This is a genomic window from Flavobacterium arsenatis (assembly GCF_031456785.1).
Lineage (GTDB): Bacteria > Bacteroidota > Bacteroidia > Flavobacteriales > Flavobacteriaceae > Flavobacterium > Flavobacterium arsenatis.
Map to the genome: position 1 here is coordinate 54,497 of NZ_JAVDVI010000003.1, position 26,825 is coordinate 81,321.

Consider the following 26,825-nt stretch of genomic DNA (forward strand, 5'->3'; position numbering starts at 1 on the left):
AAACGCATCAGGGCTTAAAACTGGAATTTCACTTCCTTTAAAATCTTTTCCGTTTCGAGTAATTAGGAAACTTTTGAATATAAGCCTTCAATGCAAATGCAAGAGTTTATAGTCGTCCGGACATGAAAAAAAACTACCATTTCATGTGATAGTCCAGATTACACCTTTTTAAGCGTAGGAATAGTAACATCAAAAAGGCGAATGATAATTTTTAAATAATATAAAAAAGACTACATTTACAAACCCAAAACCCCATAATTATCATTTTTTTTAAAGCTTTCAAAACCCTTGTAGCCTTGGCCACCATTGGTTGTGCCTACTATCTGTTTAAAAGATATTTTGTTTTTATTTAAATTTTTAATTTATGAAAAAAGTACTGCTTATTATTGCATTCCCATTCCTTTTTACTACTGCTTCACAAGCCCAACTGCATGTTGGATTGAAGGCTGGTGCCAATATGACCAAGCTGGACGGAAACGCTTTTAGTGATGATTTCGAATTGGGCTATCAGCTGGGAGGTTTCTTTTATTATAATGTTTCCAGGGGTGTGGGCTTTCAAACCGAGTTATTGTTCAGCCAAACCAATACGAAGGTACGCGATGAATTTTCGGATGTAATTGAGGGAGCCTTCAGCGGCGAAAAGAAATTGAGCTACGTGACGGTGCCAATTCTGCTAAGGCTCAACAGCGAAGGATTGATCAATTTTACAGCCGGACCACAATTCAGTTTTTTAGCAAGCGATGATGATACGGTACTGGAAAACGGAAAAAAATTATTCAAGAAGACAGATTTTGGAGTAGTGGCAGGAGCTGAGGTAAACTTCAGGCCAGTGACGGTGTATGCAAGATACGTATGGGGTTTTTCGGATATAAGCGAATTTGGTGAAAAAGCCAATAGCCAACAGATACAGTTGGGTATGGGATTACGCTTGTTTTAAAACAAGCATTATATTCAGTAATTCTTCAGGAAAGCCGTCAGGCTCTGATGCTCTTCCAAGCCTAGTTTTTTGCGTAGTCGGGAGCGTCCCACTAAGATGCTGTTCGGACTTTGGTGCGTTACGGCAGAGATTTCCTTGGCTGAGAAATTCATCTTTGCAAAGGCACACAGCCTGATTTCGTTCTTGGTCAGGGTTGGAAATTCGTGAAGCAATTTCTTGTAGAATTCCTCATCGGTTTCGATAAAGAGCTTTTCAAATTCCTGCTTGTTGAAGGATTGGTTGCCTTTTTTCAGGTCGAGGATGATGCTACTCAACATCTTTTTTGTTGGTGTGTCGGCTATCGATTTGAGGTGGTTGAGCTCCTTGTGAGTGGCATCAATCCGCTCGCTAACCTGTAGCATCTGTATCGCATTGCTTGTAAGTTCCTTGTTCTTGCCTTCCATCTTTTGGATGAGTAATTCGTTTTCGATCTTTCGTTGATTGGCTCTTGTTTTCTGCAAACGATACATCAGAAACACAACCAAGGCAATTGGAAGGATCAATATCACGCTAAAAATAAGGATGTTCTCCCGCTTTTGTGTTTCTACTAATGCCTCTTGCTGTTTGGCCTTCTGTTCATTTTCAAATTCAAGGAGCTCTACTTTTTTCTTGTTTTGCAACTCCATACTTTCTTCCGAAAGGGAATTGGCAATGCGAAGGTATTCAGTTGCCTTTTTATAATTATTTTGATCTTCGTAGAGGTTGGCCAATTCCTTGGAAGAGGATAGTTTCACATCGGTCAGTGGTTTTTCCTTGGCAAGGACAAAAACCTTTTCGAGATAATAAATGGCAGAATCCTTTTGCGTTTCGCGGTAATTTAAACCTCGGTTATGGTAGAGGTAAATAATCTCGTTTGAAAGCTTTCCTTTTTTTGCAATTTCAATCCCCCTGTTGGAATAAAAAAGGGCACTGTCCTTTTGCTTTAGGGAGTGAAAGATGTTCGATAGGTTTTGATAGGTGTTTACAAGTCCTGCAGTGTCTTTTAAACGGATGCTGTTTTTGTGATAGATATGGAACATCTCCAAGGCCTTTTCATAATTCTTGCGTTCCATTTCCAGCACTGCCAAGTTGGAATAGACCAGAAAGGCTTCGACACTTTTTTCTTCGCTCTTGCCCTTGGCGATTACATTTTTTAAACTTTCAACCGACTTGTAAAGAAAATTTCGAGCTTTTGTGGAGTCGCCCAACTGCATATAGGTACAGCCAATGTTATTGTAGGTATAGTGCAATCGTGGTGTGTCAACTTTTTTTTGAAGGTCCAGTGTTTTATAGAAATAATCAAGTGCCGAAAGGTAGGATTGCTGGTAGGAATAGGCTGAAGCTACAACTTCATAGAGCTTCACTTGTTGTTTGGGAGTGATTTCATTTTTATATTCCAAGGCCTGGTTGATGTATTGGAAAGCCTTTTCTGGATTCTTGTTGATGTTTTTGTTTGCCTTTGAAAGTAAATCTTTCACCAGCACATCGTTTTTGGATGGTTCATCGGTTTGTGCCAAAAGGTTACCGCTTGTTGAAAGAAACAAGAAAACAACAAGCATCAGGTTTAGGAAATTTCTAGGCACAATTTTTTTTTTTCAAATATATAAAATATAGCAACGCTAAAAATAGTTCCTTAAAAATGATAAATAGTTATTAGTCAATACTTTATTTAAAAATGTAATAAAATGTAAGGGGGTGTTTTTTTGATGTAATGAATTGTAAGGCTTATTTCTGTTTGCTTTTTTTAATGCGTCAATACATTTGAGGCCTATTTAATAACCCTATTACTAATCTTTATGAAAAAATTTACTTTTCTAATCTTCTTGGCAATGATTGTCTTTCAGGGCTACAGCCAATGCATTCGGACTTATACACCTAGCCCGATAGCCTCTAACAACATGGGATTGGTGCAGGAACTTTCCAGTTGTGGATGGACCACTACTGATGTGGTTAGCGTCTCTAATTTGCTTGTAGGTGAAGATTATATCTTTACTTGTGCATTGGGAAATACTAACAAATACATCACCGTGACCGATGCAAACAACGTAGTGATAGCACATGGCTTTTCACCTTTAACCGTTGATGCCATCAGTATTTCGACTGCAAAGTTGCATCTTTCTGATGATGATTCATGTGCAGGGACTCAATCTTGCCACATTGTTACGGCACAAATCCTTTTGGACTGTCCAGTGCCAACTGGAGCCGTTATGAGCGATCTTGGCACAACTGCCGCAACTTTTATGTGGGAATCAGGAGCTAGCGAGACAGCTTGGGAGGCAATTGCTTTGCCGGCTACAAGTCCTGCTCCAGCAAATGATTTGACAGAAGGTGTTACTACGGTAAATGACAATCCAGAATTTATTCCAGAGCTTTTGCCGGCAACGGTTTACAAGTTCTATTACAGGGCGGTTTGTTCTGATGACGAAAAAAGCCCATGGAACAGTACGGCAGCCTTCACTACATTATGTGAGGAGGTTACTTATTTCTCCGAAGGATTTGACAGCAGTTCTACTTTGCCTCTTTGTTTTTCAAAAGTAGGAACCCAAGGAAATGCTGGGGTTCAGTCAGATGCCAACGCCCCAACTTCGCCAAATGTTCTGTACATGGCCTCTGGAGGAATCCTTTCATTGCCAGCTGTGAGCAATTTTAGCGATGCAACCCATAGAATCAAATTTAAGGTAAGAAGTATCTATACCGTAGGCGGAAGCGTTGAGTTCGGTTATTTGCTCGATCCTCAAGATGCAACATCATTTGTAGCACTTGAAACATTCCCTACAAACTCCTTGACCGAATTTATTGAATATACATTTGAGCCAGACGCAAACACCCAAACAGGAAATTTTGCTTTCAGCCATATAGCGACTGGTAATCTGTCAATCGTTTTGGATGATATTATTTGGGAGCCAATTCCTGCTTGTGAGGATGTAACCTTATTTAAAATAGACGAATATACCAGCACTACAGCATCACTTTCATGGACCTCTGAAGAAACTTCATGGGAAGTAGTATATGGAGTTGCTGCTACAACAACCAACCCGAATAGCTTGACAGCAGAAACTGTTGAGGAAGCTTCGGTTTTCCTTGAAGGTCTTGACCCAAGTACGGTCTATAAGGTTTGGGTGCGTTCAAATTGTGGAGACGAGGCTTATGGTGCCTGGATTGGACCTAAAACGGTAACCACAACTTGTGCTCCAGTAACCACTTTTATAGAAAATTTTGATGCTTCTACCAATATTCCGGCTTGCTTGAAAAGAGTAGGAAGCGGAGGTAATGCATATGTTCAGTACACTAGTTCTGCACCAAGTGCTCCAAACACGTTCAATATTTCGAGCTATATGAACGGTGATGTGGTGAGCTACGGAATCTTGTCATTGCCACCGGTTAGTAATGCTGGTGCGGGAACACACCGTTTGAAATTTAGAGCTAAATCGCCTGGAGGAACTGGGGGAATTCTAGAATTTGGTTATTTGACTAACCCAGGAGACGGAGCTTCATTTGTATCGGTACAATCTTTTACAAGTGCATCTTCTTCTGTTTTTGAAACCTTTATTTACATACCTCAAGCAGGTGAAATTGAAGCTGAGGTATTTGCTTTCAGGCATACCGGCATTCCATCGCTTGCCATTCAAATAGATGATATTGTTTGGGAAACAGCTCCAAATTGTGCAGACGTGGGTGGCATTCAGGCCAGCGAAATCTCTAATGCTTCGGCTAAAATTTCTTGGACAGGAAACAGTGAAACCAACTGGCAAGTAGCCTATGGAGTGACTACGGTTACAGATCCGAACACATTGACTCCGGTTGCCGTAAGTGATGTTTCGAATACAATCTTGTCTGATTTGGATGCCTCCACTACTTATAAAGTATGGGTTCGTTCTAATTGCGGAACGGCTGGTTTTGGTGCTTGGATAGGACCAATTCAGTTCACGACATCATGCGATCCGGTTACGGCATTTTCAGAAGATTTTAATGCCTCGACAAGCGTGCCAGCTTGCTGGTCGAATGCAGGAACAGGAACTTTATTCATACAGACGGGTTCTCCGTCATTAAACACTACGAATTGTATTTATATCTCTAGCTATGGAACCAGTTTTGGCATCTTGGCTGCACCACCTGTTAGCAATGTTACGGCAGGAACACACCGCTTAAAATTTAAGGCAAAAGCGAGTTATGGCTTGGGAGGAGTAATTGAGGTTGGGTATTTAACCAGCTATAATCAAGGTAGTACGTTTGTTTCCTTGCAATCCTTTACCCCAACATCAACAACCGTTTATGATGAATTCTATGCCAATCTTGGTAGTTTGCCAACCACTGGTTATTTGGCTTTGAGGCATTCAGGAACTTCTTTTAATGCTGTTTTATTGGATGATGTTGTTTGGGAGGCACTGCCAACTTGTGAGGAAGTAGGAGAACTTTCTGTTGATGCTTTTACAAACTATACCGCTACGCTATCTTGGGAGGCAGAGTATTCTACAGCTTGGGAAACCGTTTACACGGAAGTTGCTGATGACACTGCCCCTTCTGATTTGACACCTTTTTCTTCTGAAGTAGAAATGTTCACTTTCACCGACCTATCTCCTGATACGGCTTATAAAGCATGGGTACGTTCAGTTTGTGAGAATGAACTGTACAGTGCTTGGGTTGGTCCATTTGAATTTAAAACTACCTGTGACCCTTTTGGTGCTTCATGGACCGAAGATTTTGAAAGTATAGATGTGCCTAATTTGCCAGAATGCTGGAGAAAAGAAAATGGGAATTGGGTAGTAATCGATCAGACAGAACAGACTAATCCTTTTAATTCTACTACTCCTAATTCTGGGACTAATTATATAAGATGTTATAACGGAGCGGTTAACAGCCACATGTGGAGCCCTGGTTTTGAATTGGAAGCCAATAGTCCGTATGACTTTTCAACTTTCGTACAAGGAGATGGTTATGATGGATGGAGTGTTGCAATGGTTTATAACACGGTTCCAAAATCGGAGGGTGCTTTTCAGTTTGGCGAAATGTATGAAGTGCCTGCTGGAACTGGAATACAGCCTTATGCAGAAATGAGAAGGGTTTTTGTCCCGACTGTTTCAGGAACCTACTTCTTTGCAGTAAAGGTAAATGAGGACTCAACAGGCAATCCTTTTTATATTGCTTTTGATGATTTTTCTGTAGAAGAAGGTACGTTAACCAATCCTGCATTTGATGGCAGCAAATTTATGGCTTACCCAAATCCGGTAAAGGACCTCTTGAATCTATCTTACACCCAAAATATCACAAGTGTTGAAGTTTTCAATTTGTTAGGCCAGCAAGTAATTACCAGAGCAATCAATGCCAATAAAGGTCAGGTAGATATGTCTGGTTTATCGGCAGGAAGTTATTTGGTGAAAATAACAGCTAACAATCAGGTTCAAACTATTAAGGTTGTGAAACAATAATGTGATTGACATTCAAAAAATTGTCGGTTAATCATGAGGCCCTCGGAGAAATCTGAGGGTTTCCTCATTCTAACGGGACCTCAATTTCATTGAGTTAAGAATATAAACAGCCAGTTTTGTCCTTCCGAAGAATGAGGAATCTCACAAGCAGCTCCGTAATTTGGATTTAGATTATGTGATTCTCATGCTACCGCGAGCTTCTAGCTCGTGTTCTCAAACAGAATACTATTTAAGTTTTATGATTCTTGTGTGTAGGAACTAGAAGCCTAAGTCGGCAGGGGAAACACTTCGGATCGCACTCGAACATTTAATTGTTTAATTGGTAGCCAAAAAATGTTTTCCAATAATCTATTGTTAATTCCAAAATTGAATAGAAATCTAATTCTTTACCATTATCTTCAATAATAAATCTTGAAACGTCATGTTGTCTAGAAAATACATTGCTGAATACTCCCTTGTGTAATTTAGTTTTCTGTGTTAGGCTTTTATCATTTAAAATACAATGCTTAGATCCATTCGTTATTAATCTCATATATTCAAGATTAGGACAGTCTTTTACGCATTGTTGTTGATATTTCAATACTCCAGGAATTTTCTTTTTACACCCATTTTTGTCTTCTTTTATTATATCTTGAAACTTTTCGTGACTCTTGAAATATTCCTGAAAAGTCCAATCTGTCAGATGCCAAGAGTTTATGGCACAATTCATAGCAAATCTTGATTTAGTAGGGTTTCTTTTAAAATCCTCAAATTCCTCAAGCAAATTTTTAAAGAGACTATTGGAATTATTAAATTCAAAAGAAAGTGAAGGATTAAATTCGTCTATCATAATACGCTTTGTTATAGTGAAGTTACCAAAGATAATTATTCCATATTTATTGGGAGTTTTTAATATCTCCCGGCATCAATTATGTTTCTTGCTTCATCAATTAAATTGTCGTAGTGAATCAAGATCTTTCCTTGGCCCTGAAGTGATCTACTTGCTCTGTAAGTTTTCTCAGAAAAATCGTCTCTCCTTCCGGCTATTACAACGTACTGGAATCTTGTGTTGTCATATTCAAAGAATTCTATGGGTAAAAGAACGTTCGGACCTTTGAGCTTTGATAATACACTATTAAAAGTTGAAAAATTTTTGTCCATCCAAATTTTCCAATCATCAATTTGGGTTATCCCTTTTCGAATAGTCGCACCAAAATTTCCATCCTTAATTGTAATTGAATTATAAGGATTTTCTAGTTCAACTAAAAGAAAATGATACCCGTGTGAATTCTTGCCCACAATTAAAAAATCAGCTTGATGATCTGGTGGTAATGAGACTTCTTGAAAAATATATCGATCATGATGACCATAATTGGTGAATTTTAAAACAGAGCTAATAATAAATTGTGCATCATAAGCACGAATAAAATTTAAAATATTCCTTTCAGTTATGTCTTTGTCCTGAAGTAACTCGATAAATAGTTGAAGCTTTCTGATATAATCAAGCTTATTAGATCGGATATCAAAGTTATTAAGGTAATAATTTGGAAAAAGAGACTCGAAATTTTTTAGAGCAGGATATTTCAAAAGAATTTCCATTTGCTTCATACTTTCAGTTGGCGTAAGAATTTTAATAGTCTTACCAGGAGGAAAAATATGAAACGAGTTGTATTCTTCAAACGCATTTAATTCGTCATCATTTAATTTTGAAAAATCTCTATTTGAATTCATTTTTGGTAGTTGTCTTAAAAAATTCCGCATACTCATATACTCTTAGAAAGGTATTCACGAATCCATCCAATTAAAGATATATACAGAAAGCTCCCTTTCGTTTTATTCCTTCAAATATACATAAAATCATCCCTACAAATTGTAGCACCACCTTTATCAACATACAAAATCTCCCTGCCAATTGACAGCAACCTTTCCTAAACTTGGGAAAGCTCCCCGCCAATTGACGGCAACCTTTCCTGAACGTGGGAAAGCTTCCTGCCAATGACAGGAACGTTTCCTGAATGTGGGAAAGCTCCCTGCCAATGACAGGAACGTTTCCTGAACTTGGGAAAGCTTCCTGCCAGTTGTCTTGGAGGTAAAAGCTAAAAATTAACGATATTATCCTGTTTATTGTTGTATTTTTTATAAGTTGTGCAAGGAGTATTTGAAATATTTTACCAAAAAAAAGATACTGTGTAGCTTAGTTACATATTTCAAATGAGAAGTGTGATAATACTAACCAAAACAGTTAAAATTATGATCCACTCTATTAATCTCAGATTATAGCAAGACGGAAAGGAACGTTGTTTTTGTCATATAAAATTAGTTAAGGTAAGTGTGAACAATAGAGTTATATAAAAAACTTTTTATCTTTATACAACGATTAAAAACCTACTGTAGTACATTTTTAGAACAACCTTATGGCAAGAATACATTTATTTGAATTTGAAGACCAAGCTTGGTTTCCGGCATTTTTGAGAAATTATATAACCGACTTTTTACAGTTCCTGTCAAATAAAACAGGAATGTACAAACCAGTTGTTCCTTTGTTGGAGCATCTTTTGAAGAAGGAGGAGACCACAACTATCATAGACCTTGCATCTGGTGGAGGTGGCGGTCTTGTTGGTCTCAATGAAGAATTAAAACAGAAGATCCCGGGATTAAAAATCGTATTGACGGACTATTATCCCAATTTACCCGCTTTTGTCTATACCAAAAAGCAGTCGGACAATTTTGATTATTATGAACAACCTGTCGATGCTCGGAAGGTTCCAAGTGAGTTGAAAGGTGTTAGAACCCAATTCTTGTCGTTGCACCATTTCAAGCCTACAGATGCAAAACTCATCTTGCAGAATGCAATAGATTCCCATTCTTCCATTGCCATTTTTGAAGCTCAGGAACGAAGTTTTCCTAGTATCTTGGCGATGCTTTTTTCTCCGTTCAGTGTGTTCCTCATGACACCTCTTATCAGGCCTTTTAAAATCGATAGGATTATTTTTACGTATCTGATTCCAATTGTTCCGCTGTTTGTTTTGTGGGATGGAGTCGTATCCTCGCTAAGAACCTATTCGGTGGAAGAAATGCAGATGCTGGTAAAGGATTTGAACCATGCAGAACGTTATGAATGGCAGATTGGTAGGGTTAAATCGGGTCCGGGGATGTTGCTGTATTTGATAGGGAAGGAGAAAACGATATAACCGATAAATAGAGTATTTTGTGTTTCAACAAAAGTTAAACTTGTTACAAATATATTCCCACTCCAAAAATGTAGCCTTAAATTTAGGTAACCCAAATCCCCAACGGATTACCTATAGATGCTATGAAACAACCACTTTTAGCCTTCAACGATAAAGGAATATATTGCCAGCAAGCCGATGTCTATCTGGATCCGTGGCGACCTGTTACTAATGCCATTATTACCCATGGTCATGCAGACCATTCCCGTTGGGGACACAAAAATTATATCACGCATCATACAAACGTTCCAATTATTCGCCATCGTTTGGGTGAAATAAATGTAACAGGAAAAGACTGGAACGAAACCTTTACCATCAACGGAGTAAAATTCTCCCTTCATCCCGCAGGCCACATCATCGGTTCATCTCAAATTCGGGTAGAATATAAAGGAGAGGTCTGGGTGTTTACGGGTGATTACAAAACAGAAGACGACGGAATTTCAACGCCTTATGAAGTGGTAAAATGTGATGCTTTCATTACCGAATGCACTTTCGGTTTACCTGCTTTCAAATGGACACCCCAGGCAGAAGTGATGACGGACATCAACAATTGGTGGGCAGAAAATCGAGCCGATGGAAAGACTTCTATTTTATTCGGGTATTCACTAGGGAAAGCACAACGTCTTTTGAAATATTTAGATACCGATATCGGAAAAATATATACCCACGGAGCCATCGAAAACATGACCGAAGTTTTGAGAACAATAGCTGATTTTCCTCCCACAACTTTAATTACACGTGAAACCAAAAAAGAAGAGCTACTGGGAAACATTGTCCTTGCTCCACCAAGTGCCCATGGAAGTACGTGGATTCGGAAGATGACACCTTTCGTTACAGGTTCGGCAAGTGGCTGGATGGCGTTTCGTGGAGCCAGGCGAAGGCGAGCCGTTGACAGGGGCTTTGTCCTGAGTGACCACTGCGATTGGACAGGATTACTGGAAAGCATCAAAGCAACAGGAGCCGAAAAAGTAATTTGTACACACGGTTATTCCGATATTTTTTCCAAATATCTAATAGAATTAGGCTATGATGCCCGAACTGCCAACACCCAATACGAAGGCGAATCAGGAGAAATGGATGCGAAAAAAGAGGTGGAAGAAGAAAATGTAGAAAGAGAATAGAGAAAAGAAAAAAATTCAAACCATTAAGAAATTAAGTTTCATTAAGCCAACCCAACCTTAATTTTCCTTAATCCCTTAATGGTTGAAAAAACTTTGAGCCTTAGCACCTTCGTGGCAAAAAAAGAAACATGAAAAACTTCGCAGAATTAATAAAATCCTTAGACAGCTCCAACAAAACATCTATAAAAGTTGAAGCACTGACCAATTACTTCAAAAACGCAAGTGATGAAGATAAGGTATGGACTATTGCGATATTGTCACATCGTCGTCCGCCAAGACCAGTAAATACTACTTTGTTACGACTTTGGGCAAATGAATTGGCCAATATTCCGTTATGGTTGTTTGAAGAGAGTTATCATATCGTTGGGGATTTGGCGGAGACCATTGCACTCATCATCCCCACCACAAAAGAACATTCGGAAAAAAGCCTGACTGAATATCTGCAGGAAATCATTGCCCTAAAAAAGAAAAACGACGAGGAAAAAAGGGAATATCTGCATGAAAATTGGCTCGCTCTAAATTATTATGAACGCTTTGTTTTTACCAAATTAATCACGGGAAGTTTTAGAATTGGTGTAAGCCAAAAACTGATGACAAGGGCACTTTCGAAAGCCGAAAATATAGAAGAAGATGCTTTGGCCTATAAATTAATGGGTGATTGGAATCCGAATACCATCACATTTCAAGAATTAATTTTAGATGAAAAAAGCAGTGACTATTTGTCGAAACCCTATCCGTTTTATCTGGCCTATCCAATAGAAGGCGAAATCTCGAACCTCGGAAACCCCGAAGATTGGAGTGCCGAACACAAATGGGATGGCATCCGATCGCAAACTATCATCCGTGACAACGAAATTTATGTCTGGAGTCGGGGAGAGGAATTGGTAACTGATAAATATCCAGAATTTGCATCGTTCATTGGAGTTATTCCCGACGGAACAGTGATTGACGGAGAAATTCTGCCTTTTTTAAATGGAGAAATCGGTACGTTCAATGATTTACAAACACGAATCGGTCGGAAAACAGTTTCGCAATCCATCTTGAAAAACAATCCGGTTATCATCAAAGCATACGATTTATTGGAATGGAGAGGAGAGGATATCCGGAACTTTCCTTTTGAAGAAAGACGACTTCTGCTCGAAAAATTATACGAAGAAATAAAAGATAAGAATTTACCGCTTCAACTTTCAGAACGCGTCACGTTTTCCACTTGGGAAGAAGTTACCGAAGAAAGAATCCGTTCCCGCGAAATGAAAAGCGAAGGTTTGATGCTCAAGCGAAAAGATTCGCCGTATCTGGTTGGACGAAAAAAAGGAGATTGGTGGAAATGGAAAGTCGAGCCGTTAACAATAGATGCCGTCCTGACATATGCCATGCGAGGTCACGGAAGACGCTCAAATCTGTTTACCGATTATACTTTCGCTTTATGGCAAAACAATGAAAACGGCGAACGTGAATTGGTGACTTTCGCTAAAGCGTATTCAGGATTAACCGATGCCGAATTCAGGATGGTCGATGATTTTATAAAGAAAAACACGCTCGAACGATTTGGGCCAGTCCGAAGCGTCACGCCAAAGTTGGTTTTCGAAATCGGCTTCGAAGGAATAGCACTTTCCAAAAGGCATAAAAGCGGTATCGCCACTCGTTTTCCAAGAATATTAAGATGGCGAATAGATAAGAAAATCGAAGAAGCAAATTCGATTGATGATTTGAAAAGTATGATTGTTTGAGTAAGGCAAGACAAAAGAGGTAAGAAACAAGAAGAAAGAACTTTGCGACTTAGTGCCTTTGCGAGATAAGAATACAGATTTACTTCGTCAGTTCGAACTACGTTCTCGGGTCACAAATTAGCACAGATTTTTAGCGAAAAAAGCTTTGCGAACTTTGCGTAAAACCTTTGTGCTCTTTGCGGTTAAAAAAAATTAAAAACAAAAAAAAATGTTTTAAAAATGAATAGAGAACAACTTTTTAACCTAGCAAGCGACTGGTTCCATCAACAAGGATGGAAGCCATTTCCGTTCCAAACCCAAACTTGGACGGCTTTCCTGCAGGGTAAAAACGGCTTGCTAAATGCTCCAACAGGAAGCGGAAAAACCTACGCCTTATGGTTGCCGATTGTTCTCGATTACATCAAAAAAAATCCAGATTATAAAGAAAAACACAAGCCCGGACTGAAAGCCATTTGGATTACACCGCTTCGGGCACTTTCGGTAGAAATCAAGCAATCTGCCGAAAGAGTTGTGAATGATTTGGGTACACAAATGACTGTCGGGATTCGCTCTGGAGATACTTCGGCAAGTGAAAGATCCAAACAAAAAGGCAAGATGCCTGACTTATTGGTTACTACTCCCGAAAGTCTGCAATTGCTTTTGGCCTCGAAAGGCTATGAAAAAACATTCAAGGACTGTTCGGCAATTGTTATCGACGAATGGCACGAATTATTGGGGACAAAACGAGGCGTTCAAACCGAATTAGCGTTGTCAAGACTAAAAAAAATCGCTCCAAATATGCGAATCTGGGGAATTTCGGCAACCATTGGCAATTTGCAACAAGCTCAAGAAGTTTTACTCGGAATGAATTCGGAAGCCTATCGAAATTCTGTTTTAATCAAGGCTGTTATCAATAAAAAAATAAACGTCATTTCGATAATTCCAGACCAAATGGAAACCTATCCGTGGCGAGGTCACATGGGTTTACATTTGGTAGATGAGGTAGCAAAAATCATCAAAGCAAGTAGGACTACATTGCTGTTTACAAATGTTCGGTCGGCTTGCGAGATATGGTTTCAAAGACTGTTGGAAAAATATCCAGAGTTTGCTGGCGAAATGGCAATGCACCACGGAAGCATCAACCGCGAAACCCGACTTTGGGTGGAACAGGCCATTCGGGACGAAGAATTGAAAGTAGTAGTTTGCACGTCAAGTTTGGATTTGGGTGTCGATTTTGCTCCAGTGGAAACCATCATTCAAGTGGGAGGTCCGAAAGGCGTTGCTCGGTTTTTGCAACGTGCCGGACGAAGTGGTCATCAACCAGGAAAGGAAAGTAACATCTATTTTTTAGCCACACATTCCATAGAATTGATTGAAGCTTCGGCCTTGAAAAAGGCGGTTGAAAATACAGTTGTAGAAGATCGAGTTCCGTATTTGAACAGTTGGGATGTCTTGGTACAATACCTGAATACATTGGCTGTTTCCGATGGTTTTTTTCCTGATGAAATTTACGAAGAAGTGAAATCAACCTTTTGCTATCAAGCGATGACAAGGGAAAATTGGAACTGGATTTTGAACTTTATCGTCAACGGAAGCCAAAGTTTGCAGGCTTATGATGAATATAAAAAAGTAGAAATTGAAGAGGACGGTCGTTTTAAAATCAACAGCCGAATGATTGCCATGCACCACCGAATGCAGATTGGAACTATTGTGAGTGATGCGACTTTGAACGTAAAATTTATGGGCGGAGGTTTCATAGGAACTATTGAAGAATGGTTTATTTCCAAATTAAATCCAGGTGATACGTTTACATTTGGTGGAAAAAAGTTAGAGTTATACCGCATCAAAAACATGCAAGTCTTGGTTAGAAAAGCCGATCCTTCAAAGAAATCGAGATTGGTGAGTTGGATGGGAGGAAGGATGGCACTTTCGGCCCAAATGAGTGAACTTCTTCGTCAGGAATTATACAGAGCAAATTCCGATGATTTGTCACCCGAATTGAAAGCGTTGCAACCCATGTTCGAGCGGCAAAGAAAAGAATCAATTGTTCCAAATGCCGATGAATTTTTGATTGAAACTTTTAAAACCAGAGAAGGCCATCATGCGATTTTTTATCCATTTGAAGGTCGGTTTGTGCATGAAGCTTTGGCAAGTTTATTGGCCTATAGAATCAGTTTGCTTTCGCCGATAAGTTTTTCGTTGGCCTATAACGATTATGGTTTTGAATTGCTTTCCGACCAAGAAATCAACATGCAGGAAGTGTTGGACAACAATCTTTTTTCGACCGATTATGTGCATTCTGATTTGCAAAAAAGTTTGAATGCGACTGAAATGGCGAGAAGGAAATTCCGAGATATTGCCGTAATTGCAGGTTTGGTTTTCACAGGTTTTCCAGGAAAGATGATTAAAACCAAACATTTGCAAAGTGGTTCACAATTGCTGTTTGAAGTCTTTCGGGATTATGAACCCGAGAATTTATTGTTTCAGCAAGCCTATCGCGAAACCTTTGAACATCAGTTGGAAGAAGGACGTTTGTTATTGGCTTTGGAACGGATTGCGAATCAAGAAATTGTTTGGAAGCAATGTGAAAAGCCAACGCCTTTCAGCTTTCCTATCATCACGGATAGACTTCGTGAGAAATTATCGAGTGAAACTTTAGCAGAACGAATTAAAAAAATGACCGCTTCGTATATGAAGTGATTTTCACATCCTAACAGGTTTTCAAAACCTGTTAGGTATCATATTCGACCTGCAAGGTTTCCAAAACCTTGTAGGTCTTTATTATAAGGAACGAAAGAATTCCTAACAGGTTTTTAAAACCTGTTAGGAAACTAAAAAATATAAACCTACAAGGTTTTGAAAACCTTGCAGGATTGCGAAAACCTGTTAGGAAACTAAAAAATATAAACCTACAAGGTTTTGAAAACCTTGCAGGATTGCGAAAGCCTGTTAGGAAACTAAAAATTAAAAATGACAATTACCATAAAAATAAAATTCCAAACCTTCGTCTTGCATCCAAGTGGTGCTTTGTTTTGGGAAGATAGAAAAGTCCTTTTAATTTCGGATGTGCATCTGGGGAAGGTGTCGCATTTCAGGAAACACGGTGTTGCGATTCCGAATAATGCTGTTTCGAAAAATTTTCAAAAATTGACGGAAGTCGTAGATTATTTCAACCCAGAAAAAGTAGTTTTTTTGGGCGATTTGTTTCACAGTTCCAAAAACAGCGAGTGGAATTTGTTTGTGGAATGGTCGGATTGTTGTGTGGCAGAAATCATCTTGATTACAGGAAATCATGATATCATTGCCAAGGAAAACTACGATAAAATTGACGTGAAAATTTTCGAGGAATTAGAAGTTGATGGTTATCTTTTGACACATCACCCCATTGAAAAGGAAGGTCTGTTTAACTTTTCGGGACACATTCATCCGGGAATTGAGTTGCGAGGTTTTGGTGGGCAATCGTTAAAATTACCTTGCTTTTTTCAGAAAGAAAATCAGATGATTTTACCAGCTTTTGGTGAATTTACTGGGAAATATATTATGGTTCCAGAGGGGAATGACTTGGTTTATGCAATTGCAAAGGATGAGGTGATTTTGGTTGAAAAGCGTTTGTCGGACAAGAAAAGGTGATTTTGAACGGAAATTCCTAGCCCAGATTGTAATGGAAAGCTTTTTGAAATTGCTGACTATTTTTTGTTAGGAGAAAAAAGCGACCAACGGAAGCTCTTTTTATCCTTACAAAAAAAGGAAGGAATGAGAAAACTTGTAATGGAAAGCTGGATTAGCTCCTTAATTCAAAGCAAATGGTGTACTTAATTTGAAAGTAGGCACCATCACTCTAAAACTTCTTGTTGTAGTAAAATTAATCATGTTGAAATAACCTTTCATGGAACCAAAAGGTGACGACAACAGGCAACCCGAACTGTAAGTGTGAGATTCTCCTGGTTTTAGCACTGGTTTTTTGCCAACAACTCCTTCGCCATCAACGAATTCTGTATCGTTGAGCGAATCAAAAATCTCCCAATGACGCGAAATAAGTTGAACGGAATCCTTGCTATGGTTTTCGATAGTGATCTCATAACTAAAGGCAAAATGAATCTTATAGTTCTTGAAGTAGGTGCCTTCAAAACTAGTGTGAACCGAAATTTTTATGCCTCTGGTGATTTGTGAAACCATATCTTTTTAATAAGTGTATCAAAATTACAAATTTTAATGTTGTAATTGAATTTTTCGGGTTTAAAATTAACTTAAAGAGTTTGTTAACAGTTTTTTATATCGATTTAGTTGATAATATCTACTGAACTTGCAATTCCTTTTCCTATAATCCTGTCATAACGTTGCCCATTTTCACGGTAATAGACGATGGCGAAATAATTGTTTTCAGTTTGATAGAAGTTGCCGTCGATGGCGTTTTGATTATCGATCTTTCCGTTTTTATTGGCAATCGTATATTGGTAGTTCACGAATCCTTGTTTTACCATCAAGGCCTTTTCATAGATGCCTTTTTCCTTGTTGTAGTCCATTTTATATTCGGGTGTCAATGCATAATTGTTGAACATTCCCGTAATATAAATATCGTCTTTTCCAAAATAGGCAGGAGCACTCAACGAGAAAAATACCCAGGAATAATCGGCTTCGACGGTGTTGTCTTCGGCATTTAGGTTTCGGACAACAAAATTCCCGTTTACGTCAGGGAAGAAAGTGTAGGGAACATTGGCTCTTGCGTTATTGGTAAAAAGGTGTGAATTGTAAATTTCTTTGGCATCAACCCTGGAAATACTATTATTTGCACCTCGTATGTCCTTGTTGTCGAAGAATAAAAATTCATTTCCAGCCCAGAACTGGGTTTCGGTATCGTATTTATAAATCAAATCGTTCCCGATTGTGTACATTGGTTTTACATTGGTAATGGCATCTTGGAATTGTCCATTTTTCATCAAAAGCACTTTTACGTTTTGTAATGGAGATTGAAATTGTATGTTTTGTGATCTTATAGAAAAATCAAGGTTTTGCTTGTATTCGATTTCGTTTACGTTTCTGGCACGTTTCACCTGCATCGGAACTGACACTAAATCTTCCCAAAGAATGAATTTTCTAGAGAAAACAACCTCTTTATCGTTGTTCAGGATCTTGAGTACATAATTTCCGCTAACCCTAAAACGTGTAAATTTATTAGGAAGGCTCACATTATAATGGGTGTATAATTGCAAGGTATTGAAGGAATTGATATGGCTTTGAATCCTTTGGTCATCAAATCCATCAATATATTCGGCTTTGGATAATTGAGAGGGTTTCCAGTCGTAATCGCAATGGGTTAAGGTATAGAAATAGTTGGCTTCATCTCCATATAAATCATCAAACTGAAACTGGAATCCATCGTTTAGTCGGAAAATGGGAATTACATTTTGATTGTTCTGAACAAACGTTACGGTTTTGATATTATAAGGAGGGTTAATTTCCTTTTCCTGTGAAAAAGACTGACCTGTTGAAAAATATAAAACCAATAACAGTAAAGAGTAGATTTTTTCAGACATTTTAGAATTGAATTAATTTCAAAAAAGTAAAGATAGCAAATTACAATAACTCTATTTTAGTAAATTTAATATGTGTTGCTGATAATTTTAAAATAGCATAAATATAGGTGTTTTCTGTTAAAAAATTTATAATAAAATTTGAGATTGTGAGTTATTATCTAAATTCGACAAAATAAAAAACAATTATTTATGAAACAAATTAAACGAACGTTATTATTTTTATTGGCTCTTCCCTTGGCAATGGGTGCTCAAGAGTTGAAAAGCGACAGTACGATTCCTTTTGATCCAAGTGTAAAAACGGGTAAGCTCAAAAACGGTCTGACCTACTACATCAAGAAAAATGCCAAGCCAGAAAATAAGGTAGATTTACGATTAGTGATCAATGCAGGTTCTATTTTGGAAACTGATGAACAGCAAGGTTTGGCCCACTTTATGGAGCACATGTGTTTCAATGGAACCAAACGTTTTCCTAAAAACAAATTGGTTGATTATTTGCAAAGCATAGGAGTGAAATTCGGTCAGCATTTGAATGCCTATACGAGTTTTGACGAAACGGTTTACTTTCTTCCGATTCCATCAGATGATCCAGCAAAATTAGAGAATGGTTTCAATATCATCGAAGACTGGGCTTTTAATGCAGTTCTAACACCTGAAGAAGTGGATAAGGAAAGAGGCGTGGTCCTAGAAGAATATCGTCTTGGACTTGGAGCGAATAAAAGGATGATGGGACGTTATATGCCAAAAATGATGTATAAGTCGCATTATGCAGATCGTTTGCCTATTGGAAAGAAAGAAATCCTAGAAAATTTCAAGTACGACAAACTTACGAGTTTCTACAAAGATTGGTACCGTCCAAATTTGATGAGTGTGATCGTGGTTGGTGATATTGATGTTGCTGAAATGGAGAAGAAAATTAACGACCACTTCGGAAAGTATCAAAACCCTAAAAATGAAAAACCAAGAAAAGTATATGACGTTCCAAATCATAAAGAAACTTTTGTAGCGGTTGAAAGCGACAAAGAAGCTTCGGGAACTCAGGTACAGTTGATTTATAAGGATTATAACACACCTAAAAAAACAATAACGGTTGCAGATTATAGAGCAGATTTAGTAGAAAATATCTTTACAACAATGCTCAACAACCGATTGGATGAATTGACCAATTCGCCAACACCTCCATTTACTTTTGGATATTCCTACCATGGTGGAACTTGGGCCAGAACAAAAGAAGCCTATCAATCGTTTGCCATGACACAGGAGGATAAACAGCTGGATGCTTTGAAAGTATTGGTTACGGAAAATGAACGAGCCAAGAAATACGGATTCACGCAAAGCGAATTGGATCGTGCAAAATCGGATTATTTGGCACAATATGAGAAAGCCTATAACGATAGGGATAAATCAAATTCAGAAATGTTCGTGGGAGAATACCAGTCGCATTTCTTAGAAGGTACACCAGCTCCTGGAATTGCTTGGGAATTTGAGGCAGTAAAACAAATGCTTCCAAAGGTGGAGCTTAAAGATGTTGCTGGTTTTGTAAAAGAATATGTAAAAGATGACAACAGGGTAGTAATTATCACAGGACCAGAAAAAGACGGATTAAAAAAAGTAACCGAACAGGAAGTGTTGAATACTTTAAAGGTAAATTCAGATGAGGTGAAGCCTTATGAAGAAACTGCAATTGCTTCTAGCTTGTTGCGAAAAGAAGTAAAACCAGGAAAGATTGCGAAAAAAGAATTCAACGCAAATATTGGTGCAACAACCTTGACATTATCCAATGGCGTTAAGGTAACTTACAAAAAAACCGACTTCAAAAATGATGAAATCTTGATGGAAGGAATCAGTTTTGGAGGAACAAGTTTGTACACGAACGAAGAAGTTAAGAAAACCCAGTTTGCCAACGGAGCTTTGACAGAAGCTGGTTTTTCAGGCTTGAAATTGAATGATATCAATAAATTTATGGCAGGTAAAATTGCCAGTGCAAATCCTTATATTGGAAATACTTCGGAAGGTTTCAGAGGAAGTGCCACTCCAAAAGATTTGGAATATTTGTTTCAAACAGTTCATGCCTATTTTACAGATTTAAATCTTGACAAGGAAGCTTTTGAAGGATACAAACAAAAGCAATCGGCTTTCTTTAAGAACCTGTCATCTCAACCAAGCGTATATTTTCAACAGGAATTTTATGGTTATCTGATGAAAGAAAACCCAAGATATTTTGGAATGTTCCCGGATGACAAAGCTTGGGATGCTACAGATTATGAATTGGCCTACACCAAATACAAAGAGCGTTTTGCAAATGCGGGAGATTTTGAATTCTTCTTCGTTGGAAATGTAGATGACAAGGCAATCGAAGAGTTTTCTGCAAAATATTTGGCTTCTTTGCCATCAACAGATAAAAAAGAAAAAGCAGTTGATTTGGGATACAGAATGCTGAAAGGCGAACACAAAAAGGTTGTAAACAAAGGGACAGATCCAAAAAGTTCCGTAACGATCATGTTTTATGGCGATGCCGAATATTCTCCAAAAGAAGCATTGGCGATCCAAGCTTTAGGTGAAGTATTGACCATTAAATTAATTGAAGAATTGAGGGAAAACGAAAGTGGTGTTTATGGTGTTAGTGCAAGAGGAAGCATGAGTAAAGTTCCTTATGGTTCTTACAGTTTCAATATTGGTTTTCCATGTGGGCCAGAAAATGCCGAAAAGCTTACAGCTTCAGCCTTGAGAGAACTTCAAAAAATTATCGATAATGGTCCAGTTGAGACCGATGTGGTTAAATTTAAAGAAGCTGAATTACTTGATTACAAAAAAGACATCAAGGAAAACAGGTATTGGTTGAGCAACTTCAGTAAAGCATATACGAACGGAACAAATGCAGAAGATATTCTGAAATTTGAAGACAAAGTAAACGCCATCACTGCAAAAGATATCCAGGCTGTAGCCAAGAAATACTTGACAAAAGATAAAGTTGTAGGTATTTTGATGCCAGAGAAAAACTAGTTAGATTTTAGCTATAAAGTAGAAAGCCTGATGAAAATTTCATCAGGCTTTTTTAGTTGCAATCCGCCACGAAGTGGCAAAACATATTAGCATAAGGGCACAAAGCCCTATGAAACATTATTTAAAGCAAACCGGAATAATCTCTCCTTTTGCCAAGCAATATTTCGTTACCAATTCAGGAAGTATCTTTTTAGTATAATCTTCCTCGATTACGGTAAAACCTATGCTTCTTAATTTATCAAAATAATCTCTTCCGTAAATTCTAACATGATCGTATTGTCCAAAGATTTTGGCTCTCTCTTTCGGATCGGTAATGCTATCATCAGAAAAAGTTACTTTTCTATTCAAATCCTGTGGAATCTGGAAAATCCCCATTCCTCCGGGTCTTAAAACGCGGTATAATTCCTGCATCGCTTTTGTGTCGTCCGGGATGTGTTCCAAAACGTGGTTGCAAAGGATAATATCATACGTATTGTCTTCAAAAGGCAAATCACAGATATCCGCTTTTACATCTGCCAAAGGCGAAAACAAATCAGTTGTAGTATATTCCAAATTTTTTTGGTTTCGGAACAGTTTATAAAAAGCCTGTTCGGGTGCAAAATGCAAGACTTTTAGTTTGTTGGCATCTCTTCTTTGTAAAACAACTTCCGATACTGAAAAGGGTGTTGGTTTAAAGAATTTGGTTTCGTTTTTCAAGTACAACCAAAGCAAACGGTGCCTCTCCAGCGAAAGCGTACTTGGCGAAAGCACATTGTTTCGTTGGGTTCCATATCCGTAAGGCAAAAAAGTTCTAAAACTTTTTCCGTCAATAGGATCGGTATATTTTTTCCCTTTTAGGACAAAAGCCAATACGGGACGAATGACATAACTCAAACGGATGAGTAACGGTCGGGGGATTGTATTTAAAATTAATTTAAAAAGTTTTTTCATAATTAAATTACGAATGGCTGTTTCCTAAACTCCTCCTCCTCATCAGAAGTAATTCCCAACGCTTGGTAGATATAAGAAAAAGTAGAAAGCAACTCAGGTTTTCCATCGATTAAGGCCACATCGTGTTCAAAATGGGCACTTGGTTTTTTATCAGCCGTTACAATTGTCCAGCCGTCTTTTAGGGTTTTGATGTTTCGGGTTCCCATATTGATCATCGGTTCGATGGCAATTACCATTCCTTCGACAAAAAGCTTACCTCGACCACGTTTTCCGTAATTTGGAACTTCTGGATCTTCGTGCATTTTCTTACCCAAACCATGTCCAACCAATTCACGAACCACGCCATAGCCTTGAGCTTCGGTATAGGTTTGAATGGCATTTCCGATATCTTCCACACGGTTTCCAGCTCTAAATTGACGGATTCCAACATATAGGGATTCTTTCGTAACCTGCAATAATTTTTTAGTTTCAGGATTCACTTCTCCAATTTCAAAAGTGTAAGCATGATCGCCATAAAAATCATTTTTCAAAGCCCCACAATCCACCGAAACAATATCGCCTTCCTCAATCGGGCGATTGGTTGGCAAACCGTGAACAACCTGTTCGTTTACACTCGTTAAAAGTGTAGATGGACAACCGTATAATCCCAAAAAACCTGGAACGGCATTATGATCGCGAATAAAAGCTTCGGCCATTTTATCAAGTTGCAAAGTCGTGATTCCGGGTTTAATTTCACCAGCAATCATACCTAATGTTTTAGAAACCAACAAGGCACTTTCACGCATCAATTCTATTTCTTCTCTCGTTTTTGGGATAATCATATCTAAAAAATTTGTGACTGCAAAAGTAAGTATTTATTTGGAATATGAGATTTGTCATTTTTTATGTTTAGATTCAGTATTATTTTTGTTTAAAATTTTAAGGTATGGGTAAATATGTTACTGCTGAAGAGGCGGTTAAAATCGTAAAATCAAATGATAGGGTATATGTTCAGGCGGCAGCAGCAACCCCAACAATCCTAACAAAAGCTTTAACCGAAAGAGCATCAGAATTAAAAAATGTAGAAATTTGTCATTTGCATACAGAAGGAGAAGCTCCCTATGCCAATCCTGAATTATCAGAGAGTTTTCATGTGAATTCTTTTTTTATTGGCAAGAATGTTCGTCATACCCTTCAAGCGGGGAATGGTTCTTATACGCCTGTTTTTTTGAGCGAGTTACCTCATTTATTCCGAAAAAAAGTCTTGAAATTAAATGTAGTTTTGATACATGTTTCGCCTCCAGACCGACATGGTTATTGTTCGTTGGGAGTTTCTGTTGAAGCAACTTTGGCAGCCATTGAAAATGCAGAATATGTGATTGCTCAAGTTAATCCGAGGATGCCACGAACTTTTGGCGATGGTGTTATTCATGTTTCAGAAATCAATTATTTGGTTGAAGTCGATATTCCAATCTACGGTCATGAAATGGCTTTGATTTCTCCAGAAGAAGATAGAATTGGAACTTATGTTGCGTCATTAATTGAAGACGAAAGCACTTTGCAGATGGGAATTGGCTCTATTCCAAATGCAGCTTTAACCAAATTGATTCATCATAAAAATCTAGGTTTGCATACTGAAATGTTTTCGGATGGAGTAGTAGATTTGATTGAAAATGATGTTATCAATTGTAATTTTAAAAGTATTGCCAGAGGAAGGGCTTTGGCTACTTTCTTGATAGGCTCTCAACGTTTGTATGATTTTGTAAACGATAATCCTTTTGTAGAAATGCGTGAATCTTCGTTTGTAAATGATACTTCTGTCATTCGGAGAAATCCCAAAATGGTGGCGATAAATTCAGCAATTGAAGTGGATGTTACGGGTCAGGTTTGTGCAGATTCCATTGGTGCAAAAATGTATTCGGGTGTTGGCGGTCAAATGGATTTTATTCGAGGTGCTTCCTTGAGTGCAGGAGGAAAAGCCATTATTGCATTACCTTCCATAACCAAAAGAGGCGAAAGCAGGATTGTTCCGTTTTTGCGACAAGGTGCCGGGGTTGTAACAACTCGTTCTCACGTTCAATACGTTGTTACCGAGTATGGAATTGCAAATTTGTATGGGAAAACGCTAAAACAACGTATGGACGATTTAGTGAAAATTGCCCATCCGAAGCATCAGGAAAATATCGAAAAAGGATATTTCGATTTGTTGCACAAACTCTAATCTTTCCGATTAATCAGGATTTGCCATAATCCTGAAAAGTGTCGCATTCGACAGAAAATAGCGGTTTTCCAAATTGATTTTGGAAAGTTGGCTCGTAACCAAATTGTTCTCTCTCGAATTAATCAAGAATAAGGAACTTTCGCCTAAAAGAAACATTCGTTCTTCGGCCGAAAGCATGGTGCTGTAATCCTGGACAAGGCCATCCAAAATATTTTTTTGAACTGCCAAGTTACTGATTTCGGCTTTTTGGGCTTCTATTTTATTGTTCAGTTGCAATTTTTCAAGTTCCAAATCGAGTCGGGCATCTTGTAATTTTAATTTTGTAAGTTGAAGGCTTCCGCGTTCTTTTCGCAAGAAAATGGGGAAGCTAAAGTTGACGCCAAATTTATAATCTTCAAATTGATAATTGTCAAAATAGCGTGGTTCCGAAAGATAGTGATAGCCAAGATCAATTTTTGGCAAAAGCAAGTTGGCCTTAAATCTTCGTTCCACATCCAATAATTCTATTTTGCTTTGCAAGGCATTTAGTTTAGGATGATTAGCGACTGGACTTTCGGTTTGCAACAAATCATTGGTTCGAAGTGTTGCTTCTACCGTTGCATCAAGATTGGCTTCTGGAATCATTTCTTCGGATAATTCGAGCGGAACATTATTGTCAAGCCAAAGGAAATTAGAAAGTTCGAGTCTGGATTTTAGCAATTTCAGCTTGGCATCTTCCAAATTTAAAAGTCTGGTTTTAACCGTAATTCCAGCTTCGATACTGTCAATTGCAGATTGATCGCCTTGCTCAATAAGCTGAACGACACCTCGGTAACGAACTTTTGCATTTTCATGATAGGTTTCATACAACATTCTTTCGTCAAAGCTTCTTTTCCAATTAAAATAGGCAACCGAAGCTTCATATAACACTTCAATGGCTTCTAGTTTTCGTTCGGCTTGGCTCAATTGTACTTGAATTTTAGCTCTTCTCAAATCGGCCATTCTTTGATTAATGAACAAACCTTGTCCTACAGGAACGGTTATTCCTAAAGAAGTCAATCCGCTGTTTGGCGTTGTGTTTTCTGGATTTACATAAATTCCTTCGCTATTGTCAAAACCTGCTTTTATTTCGATCCCATACCAAGTCGGAATTTTGAAACTGCTGTTTAGAATTGAGTAATACTCTGTATTTTTAAATTGCTTTTCGTTGAAATCTACTTCAATCTTTGGATCAAAACCACCTCTAGCCATCATCAAATTGGCTTGAGCTTCGGAAAGGGTTAGGTTGGACTGTTTTACGGCAGGATGAAACTTTTTCACATAACCCAAAAACTCATCATACGTGAGTTCATTAGGGTTTTGCTGGGCAAAAGATGTAAACGTGATAAGCAGTAACAGTATGGTTCTCATTTTCTATTTGCTGTTTTTTTCTGCATTTGCAACAGGTTGGTAATAATTTGGCGGAAAGCCATTGATGCTTCGCCATATTTCAAACCAAACAGGAACATTGTCCAACAACGCGATTGTTTGAGCACCAGCTCCAATACTCAATTGTTTTGGCCATGCCTGTTCTTCACTATCCGGAGCGATCAAAACGCGGTATTTTCCGTTGACGCTGATGAAGTTTTCTATTGCAACAATTTTGCCACCAAAAGTTCCGTAGGACATATTGGGCCATCCGGAAAATACGATTGTAGGCCATCCGTCAAACCATACTCGAACTTTTTCGCCTTTATGGATAAGTGGCAAATCAATCGGATTTACAAATGTTTCCACGGCAATTTCGTAGTTAGAAGGCATGATGCTAACAATGGGAATACCTTCCTTGATCGTTTCGCCAATACCCGATTGTAAAGCTCTGTTGACATAACCGTCTTGAGGTGCTTTGATATAATACATTCCATTTCGAATGCTGTAGTTCACAAATTGATTTTCCAATTTGGTCACTTGTGCTTCGGTATCATATTGACTGCTCAAAGCCGTGAACTGGTCACTTTGGGTTTTGGAAACCTTCTCAGAATATTCAGCCGTGATGCGGTTTATTTCTACTTTGGCATTGATCAATTCATTTCTACTGCCTAATAATTTATTTTCTTGTGTGATGATTTTGGCTTCGGCTTCTTGAAGTTTTAGTCGTTTTTCCTCCACATCGGTCATTGGCTTCAAGCCTTCCTTGTTGAGTTGAAAGGATCGATTGTATTGTGTTGACGCAATTTTTATCTGTGTTTTAACAGCTTCAAGATCCATACTGTCACTTTTAATTTTCAATAAAGCTTGACGGATTTTATTTTGAGCCTGTTCTAGTTTCAACTTTCGTTCGGTTTCAATAGCTCTGATTTGATCGGAAAGTGAACTGACTTTTCCTTCATAGGAATTTACAGCCAACTTCTTGGATTTTACCTGATTTTCAGTGTTTTTAATCAAATTTGGATCAAAATATTCCTCTTTAACCTCAGAAATAAATAAAATAGTATCGCCTTTTTTTACAAAATCACCTTCTTGAACATACCATTTTTCGATTCTTCCGCCAATGACACTATGAATGGTTTGTGGTCGTTGGTCAGGCTTTAAAGTAGTAACGGATCCACTTCCCGAAATGTTTTGGGTCCAAGGCAAGAACAAAAACAAAACAGCAAAGAGGGAAACCCCTGCGATAATGCGGTTTAGAATCTTGTAATGTGGGCGATTTGCCAAATCCTTTATGGTTTGGAACTGCTCGATATTTTTGATGTTGACTTTATTTTCTGAAATATTTAGCATGG

At 38.2% G+C, this 26,825-nt stretch carries 18 protein-coding genes; 9 read left to right on the top strand and 9 right to left on the bottom strand.

All coding sequences use genetic code 11. The features are described from left to right. Nucleotides 1–364 precede the first annotated feature (364 nt). A complete protein-coding gene (locus J2X31_RS04335; protein ID WP_310024766.1) occupies nucleotides 365–937 on the top strand; it encodes a porin family protein in 573 nt (190 codons plus the stop codon). Between the two features lie 14 nt (nucleotides 938–951). On the opposite strand, the gene J2X31_RS04340 is transcribed toward J2X31_RS04335, so the two are convergent. Next, nucleotides 952–2,538 carry a tetratricopeptide repeat protein gene (locus tag J2X31_RS04340; RefSeq protein WP_310024767.1) on the bottom strand — a complete coding sequence of 529 codons (1,587 nt, stop codon included), beginning with the start codon at nucleotides 2,536–2,538 and terminating at the stop codon, nucleotides 952–954. A 213-nt stretch (nucleotides 2,539–2,751) separates the two neighbouring features. Between J2X31_RS04340 and J2X31_RS04345 the strand changes: the two genes are divergently transcribed. After that, nucleotides 2,752–6,381 carry a T9SS type A sorting domain-containing protein gene (locus J2X31_RS04345; protein WP_310024768.1) on the top strand — a complete coding sequence of 1,210 codons (3,630 nt, stop codon included), beginning with the start codon at nucleotides 2,752–2,754 and terminating at the stop codon, nucleotides 6,379–6,381. Nucleotides 6,382–6,688: 307 nt separating this feature from the next. Here the strand turns inward: J2X31_RS04345 and J2X31_RS04350 are convergent, their stop codons facing one another. Further along, nucleotides 6,689–7,210: a hypothetical protein gene (locus tag J2X31_RS04350; protein WP_310024769.1), complete on the bottom strand. Its 522-nt coding sequence runs from the start codon at nucleotides 7,208–7,210 to the stop codon at nucleotides 6,689–6,691. A gap of 59 nt (nucleotides 7,211–7,269) precedes the next feature. Then, entirely contained in the window at nucleotides 7,270–8,091 is an 822-nt protein-coding gene (locus tag J2X31_RS04355; RefSeq protein ID WP_310024770.1) for a Shedu anti-phage system protein SduA domain-containing protein, read from the bottom strand. A 683-nt stretch (nucleotides 8,092–8,774) separates the two neighbouring features. Here J2X31_RS04355 and J2X31_RS04360 point away from each other — a divergent pair. From J2X31_RS04360 to pdeM, 5 genes are all read left to right on the top strand, one after another. Continuing rightward, on the top strand, nucleotides 8,775–9,551 hold the full coding sequence (locus J2X31_RS04360; protein ID WP_310024771.1) for a hypothetical protein: 777 nt from the start codon (nucleotides 8,775–8,777) through the stop codon (nucleotides 9,549–9,551). A gap of 122 nt (nucleotides 9,552–9,673) precedes the next feature. Next, entirely contained in the window at nucleotides 9,674–10,711 is a 1,038-nt protein-coding gene (locus tag J2X31_RS04365) for a ligase-associated DNA damage response exonuclease (RefSeq protein WP_310024772.1), read from the top strand. A gap of 128 nt (nucleotides 10,712–10,839) precedes the next feature. Further along, on the top strand, nucleotides 10,840–12,441 hold the full coding sequence (locus J2X31_RS04370; RefSeq protein WP_310024773.1) for an ATP-dependent DNA ligase: 1,602 nt from the start codon (nucleotides 10,840–10,842) through the stop codon (nucleotides 12,439–12,441). A gap of 219 nt (nucleotides 12,442–12,660) precedes the next feature. Beyond that, the gene (locus tag J2X31_RS04375) at nucleotides 12,661–15,120 is read left to right on the top strand and encodes a ligase-associated DNA damage response DEXH box helicase (RefSeq protein WP_310024775.1); all 2,460 of its coding nucleotides are present in this window, start codon (nucleotides 12,661–12,663) and stop codon (nucleotides 15,118–15,120) included. 270 nt (nucleotides 15,121–15,390) lie between these two features. Beyond that, nucleotides 15,391–16,050: a ligase-associated DNA damage response endonuclease PdeM gene (gene pdeM / locus J2X31_RS04380; RefSeq protein WP_310024777.1), complete on the top strand. Its 660-nt coding sequence runs from the start codon at nucleotides 15,391–15,393 to the stop codon at nucleotides 16,048–16,050. A 159-nt stretch (nucleotides 16,051–16,209) separates the two neighbouring features. Here pdeM and apaG read toward each other — a convergent pair whose 3' ends face one another. Together apaG and J2X31_RS04390 are read right to left on the bottom strand one after the other, a co-directional pair. After that, the gene (gene apaG / locus J2X31_RS04385) at nucleotides 16,210–16,596 is read right to left on the bottom strand and encodes a Co2+/Mg2+ efflux facilitator ApaG/CorD (protein ID WP_310024778.1); all 387 of its coding nucleotides are present in this window, start codon (nucleotides 16,594–16,596) and stop codon (nucleotides 16,210–16,212) included. A gap of 104 nt (nucleotides 16,597–16,700) precedes the next feature. Next, nucleotides 16,701–17,954 (bottom strand): type IX secretion system plug protein, encoded by a 1,254-nt coding sequence (locus J2X31_RS04390; protein ID WP_310024779.1) that lies wholly within the window; start codon nucleotides 17,952–17,954, stop codon nucleotides 16,701–16,703. 189 nt (nucleotides 17,955–18,143) lie between these two features. Here J2X31_RS04390 and J2X31_RS04395 point away from each other — a divergent pair, with 189 nt between their 5' ends. After that, nucleotides 18,144–20,954, top strand: a complete 2,811-nt coding sequence (locus tag J2X31_RS04395; protein WP_310024780.1) for a M16 family metallopeptidase — start codon at nucleotides 18,144–18,146, stop codon at nucleotides 20,952–20,954. Nucleotides 20,955–21,071: 117 nt separating this feature from the next. On the opposite strand, the gene J2X31_RS04400 is transcribed toward J2X31_RS04395, so the two are convergent. Both J2X31_RS04400 and map read right to left on the bottom strand, forming a co-directional pair. Then, nucleotides 21,072–21,884, bottom strand: a complete 813-nt coding sequence (locus J2X31_RS04400; RefSeq protein WP_310024782.1) for a class I SAM-dependent methyltransferase — start codon at nucleotides 21,882–21,884, stop codon at nucleotides 21,072–21,074. Nucleotides 21,885–21,886: 2 nt separating this feature from the next. Beyond that, nucleotides 21,887–22,705, bottom strand: a complete 819-nt coding sequence (map, locus tag J2X31_RS04405) for a type I methionyl aminopeptidase (protein ID WP_310024783.1) — start codon at nucleotides 22,703–22,705, stop codon at nucleotides 21,887–21,889. Between the two features lie 104 nt (nucleotides 22,706–22,809). Here map and J2X31_RS04410 point away from each other — a divergent pair, with 104 nt between their 5' ends. After that, complete coding sequence (locus tag J2X31_RS04410) at nucleotides 22,810–24,084, top strand: acetyl-CoA hydrolase/transferase family protein (protein WP_310024785.1); 1,275 nt, start codon at nucleotides 22,810–22,812, stop codon at nucleotides 24,082–24,084. Nucleotides 24,085–24,093: 9 nt separating this feature from the next. On the opposite strand, the gene J2X31_RS04415 is transcribed toward J2X31_RS04410, so the two are convergent. Together J2X31_RS04415 and J2X31_RS04420 are read right to left on the bottom strand one after the other, a co-directional pair. Next, nucleotides 24,094–25,473, bottom strand: coding sequence for a TolC family protein (locus tag J2X31_RS04415; protein ID WP_310024786.1), 1,380 nt, complete (start codon nucleotides 25,471–25,473; stop codon nucleotides 24,094–24,096). A gap of 3 nt (nucleotides 25,474–25,476) precedes the next feature. Next, nucleotides 25,477–26,823: an HlyD family secretion protein gene (locus tag J2X31_RS04420; RefSeq protein WP_310024788.1), complete on the bottom strand. Its 1,347-nt coding sequence runs from the start codon at nucleotides 26,821–26,823 to the stop codon at nucleotides 25,477–25,479. Between the last annotated feature and the right edge of the window lie 2 nt (nucleotides 26,824–26,825).

Coding starts and splice junctions, on each gene's coding strand:
- J2X31_RS04415 (WP_310024786.1), bottom strand. CDS start 25,473: ATGAGAACCATACTGTTACTGCTTATCACGTTTACATCTTTTGCCCAG.
- J2X31_RS04345 (WP_310024768.1), top strand. CDS start 2,752: ATGAAAAAATTTACTTTTCTAATCTTCTTGGCAATGATTGTCTTTCAG.
- pdeM (WP_310024777.1), top strand. CDS start 15,391: ATGACAATTACCATAAAAATAAAATTCCAAACCTTCGTCTTGCATCCA.
- J2X31_RS04335 (WP_310024766.1), top strand. CDS start 365: ATGAAAAAAGTACTGCTTATTATTGCATTCCCATTCCTTTTTACTACT.
- J2X31_RS04395 (WP_310024780.1), top strand. CDS start 18,144: ATGAAACAAATTAAACGAACGTTATTATTTTTATTGGCTCTTCCCTTG.
- apaG (WP_310024778.1), bottom strand. CDS start 16,596: ATGGTTTCACAAATCACCAGAGGCATAAAAATTTCGGTTCACACTAGT.
- J2X31_RS04370 (WP_310024773.1), top strand. CDS start 10,840: ATGAAAAACTTCGCAGAATTAATAAAATCCTTAGACAGCTCCAACAAA.
- J2X31_RS04400 (WP_310024782.1), bottom strand. CDS start 21,884: ATGAAAAAACTTTTTAAATTAATTTTAAATACAATCCCCCGACCGTTA.
- J2X31_RS04360 (WP_310024771.1), top strand. CDS start 8,775: ATGGCAAGAATACATTTATTTGAATTTGAAGACCAAGCTTGGTTTCCG.
- J2X31_RS04355 (WP_310024770.1), bottom strand. CDS start 8,091: ATGAATTCAAATAGAGATTTTTCAAAATTAAATGATGACGAATTAAAT.
- map (WP_310024783.1), bottom strand. CDS start 22,705: ATGATTATCCCAAAAACGAGAGAAGAAATAGAATTGATGCGTGAAAGT.
- J2X31_RS04390 (WP_310024779.1), bottom strand. CDS start 17,954: ATGTCTGAAAAAATCTACTCTTTACTGTTATTGGTTTTATATTTTTCA.
- J2X31_RS04350 (WP_310024769.1), bottom strand. CDS start 7,210: ATGATAGACGAATTTAATCCTTCACTTTCTTTTGAATTTAATAATTCC.
- J2X31_RS04375 (WP_310024775.1), top strand. CDS start 12,661: ATGAATAGAGAACAACTTTTTAACCTAGCAAGCGACTGGTTCCATCAA.
- J2X31_RS04420 (WP_310024788.1), bottom strand. CDS start 26,823: ATGCTAAATATTTCAGAAAATAAAGTCAACATCAAAAATATCGAGCAG.
- J2X31_RS04365 (WP_310024772.1), top strand. CDS start 9,674: ATGAAACAACCACTTTTAGCCTTCAACGATAAAGGAATATATTGCCAG.
- J2X31_RS04410 (WP_310024785.1), top strand. CDS start 22,810: ATGGGTAAATATGTTACTGCTGAAGAGGCGGTTAAAATCGTAAAATCA.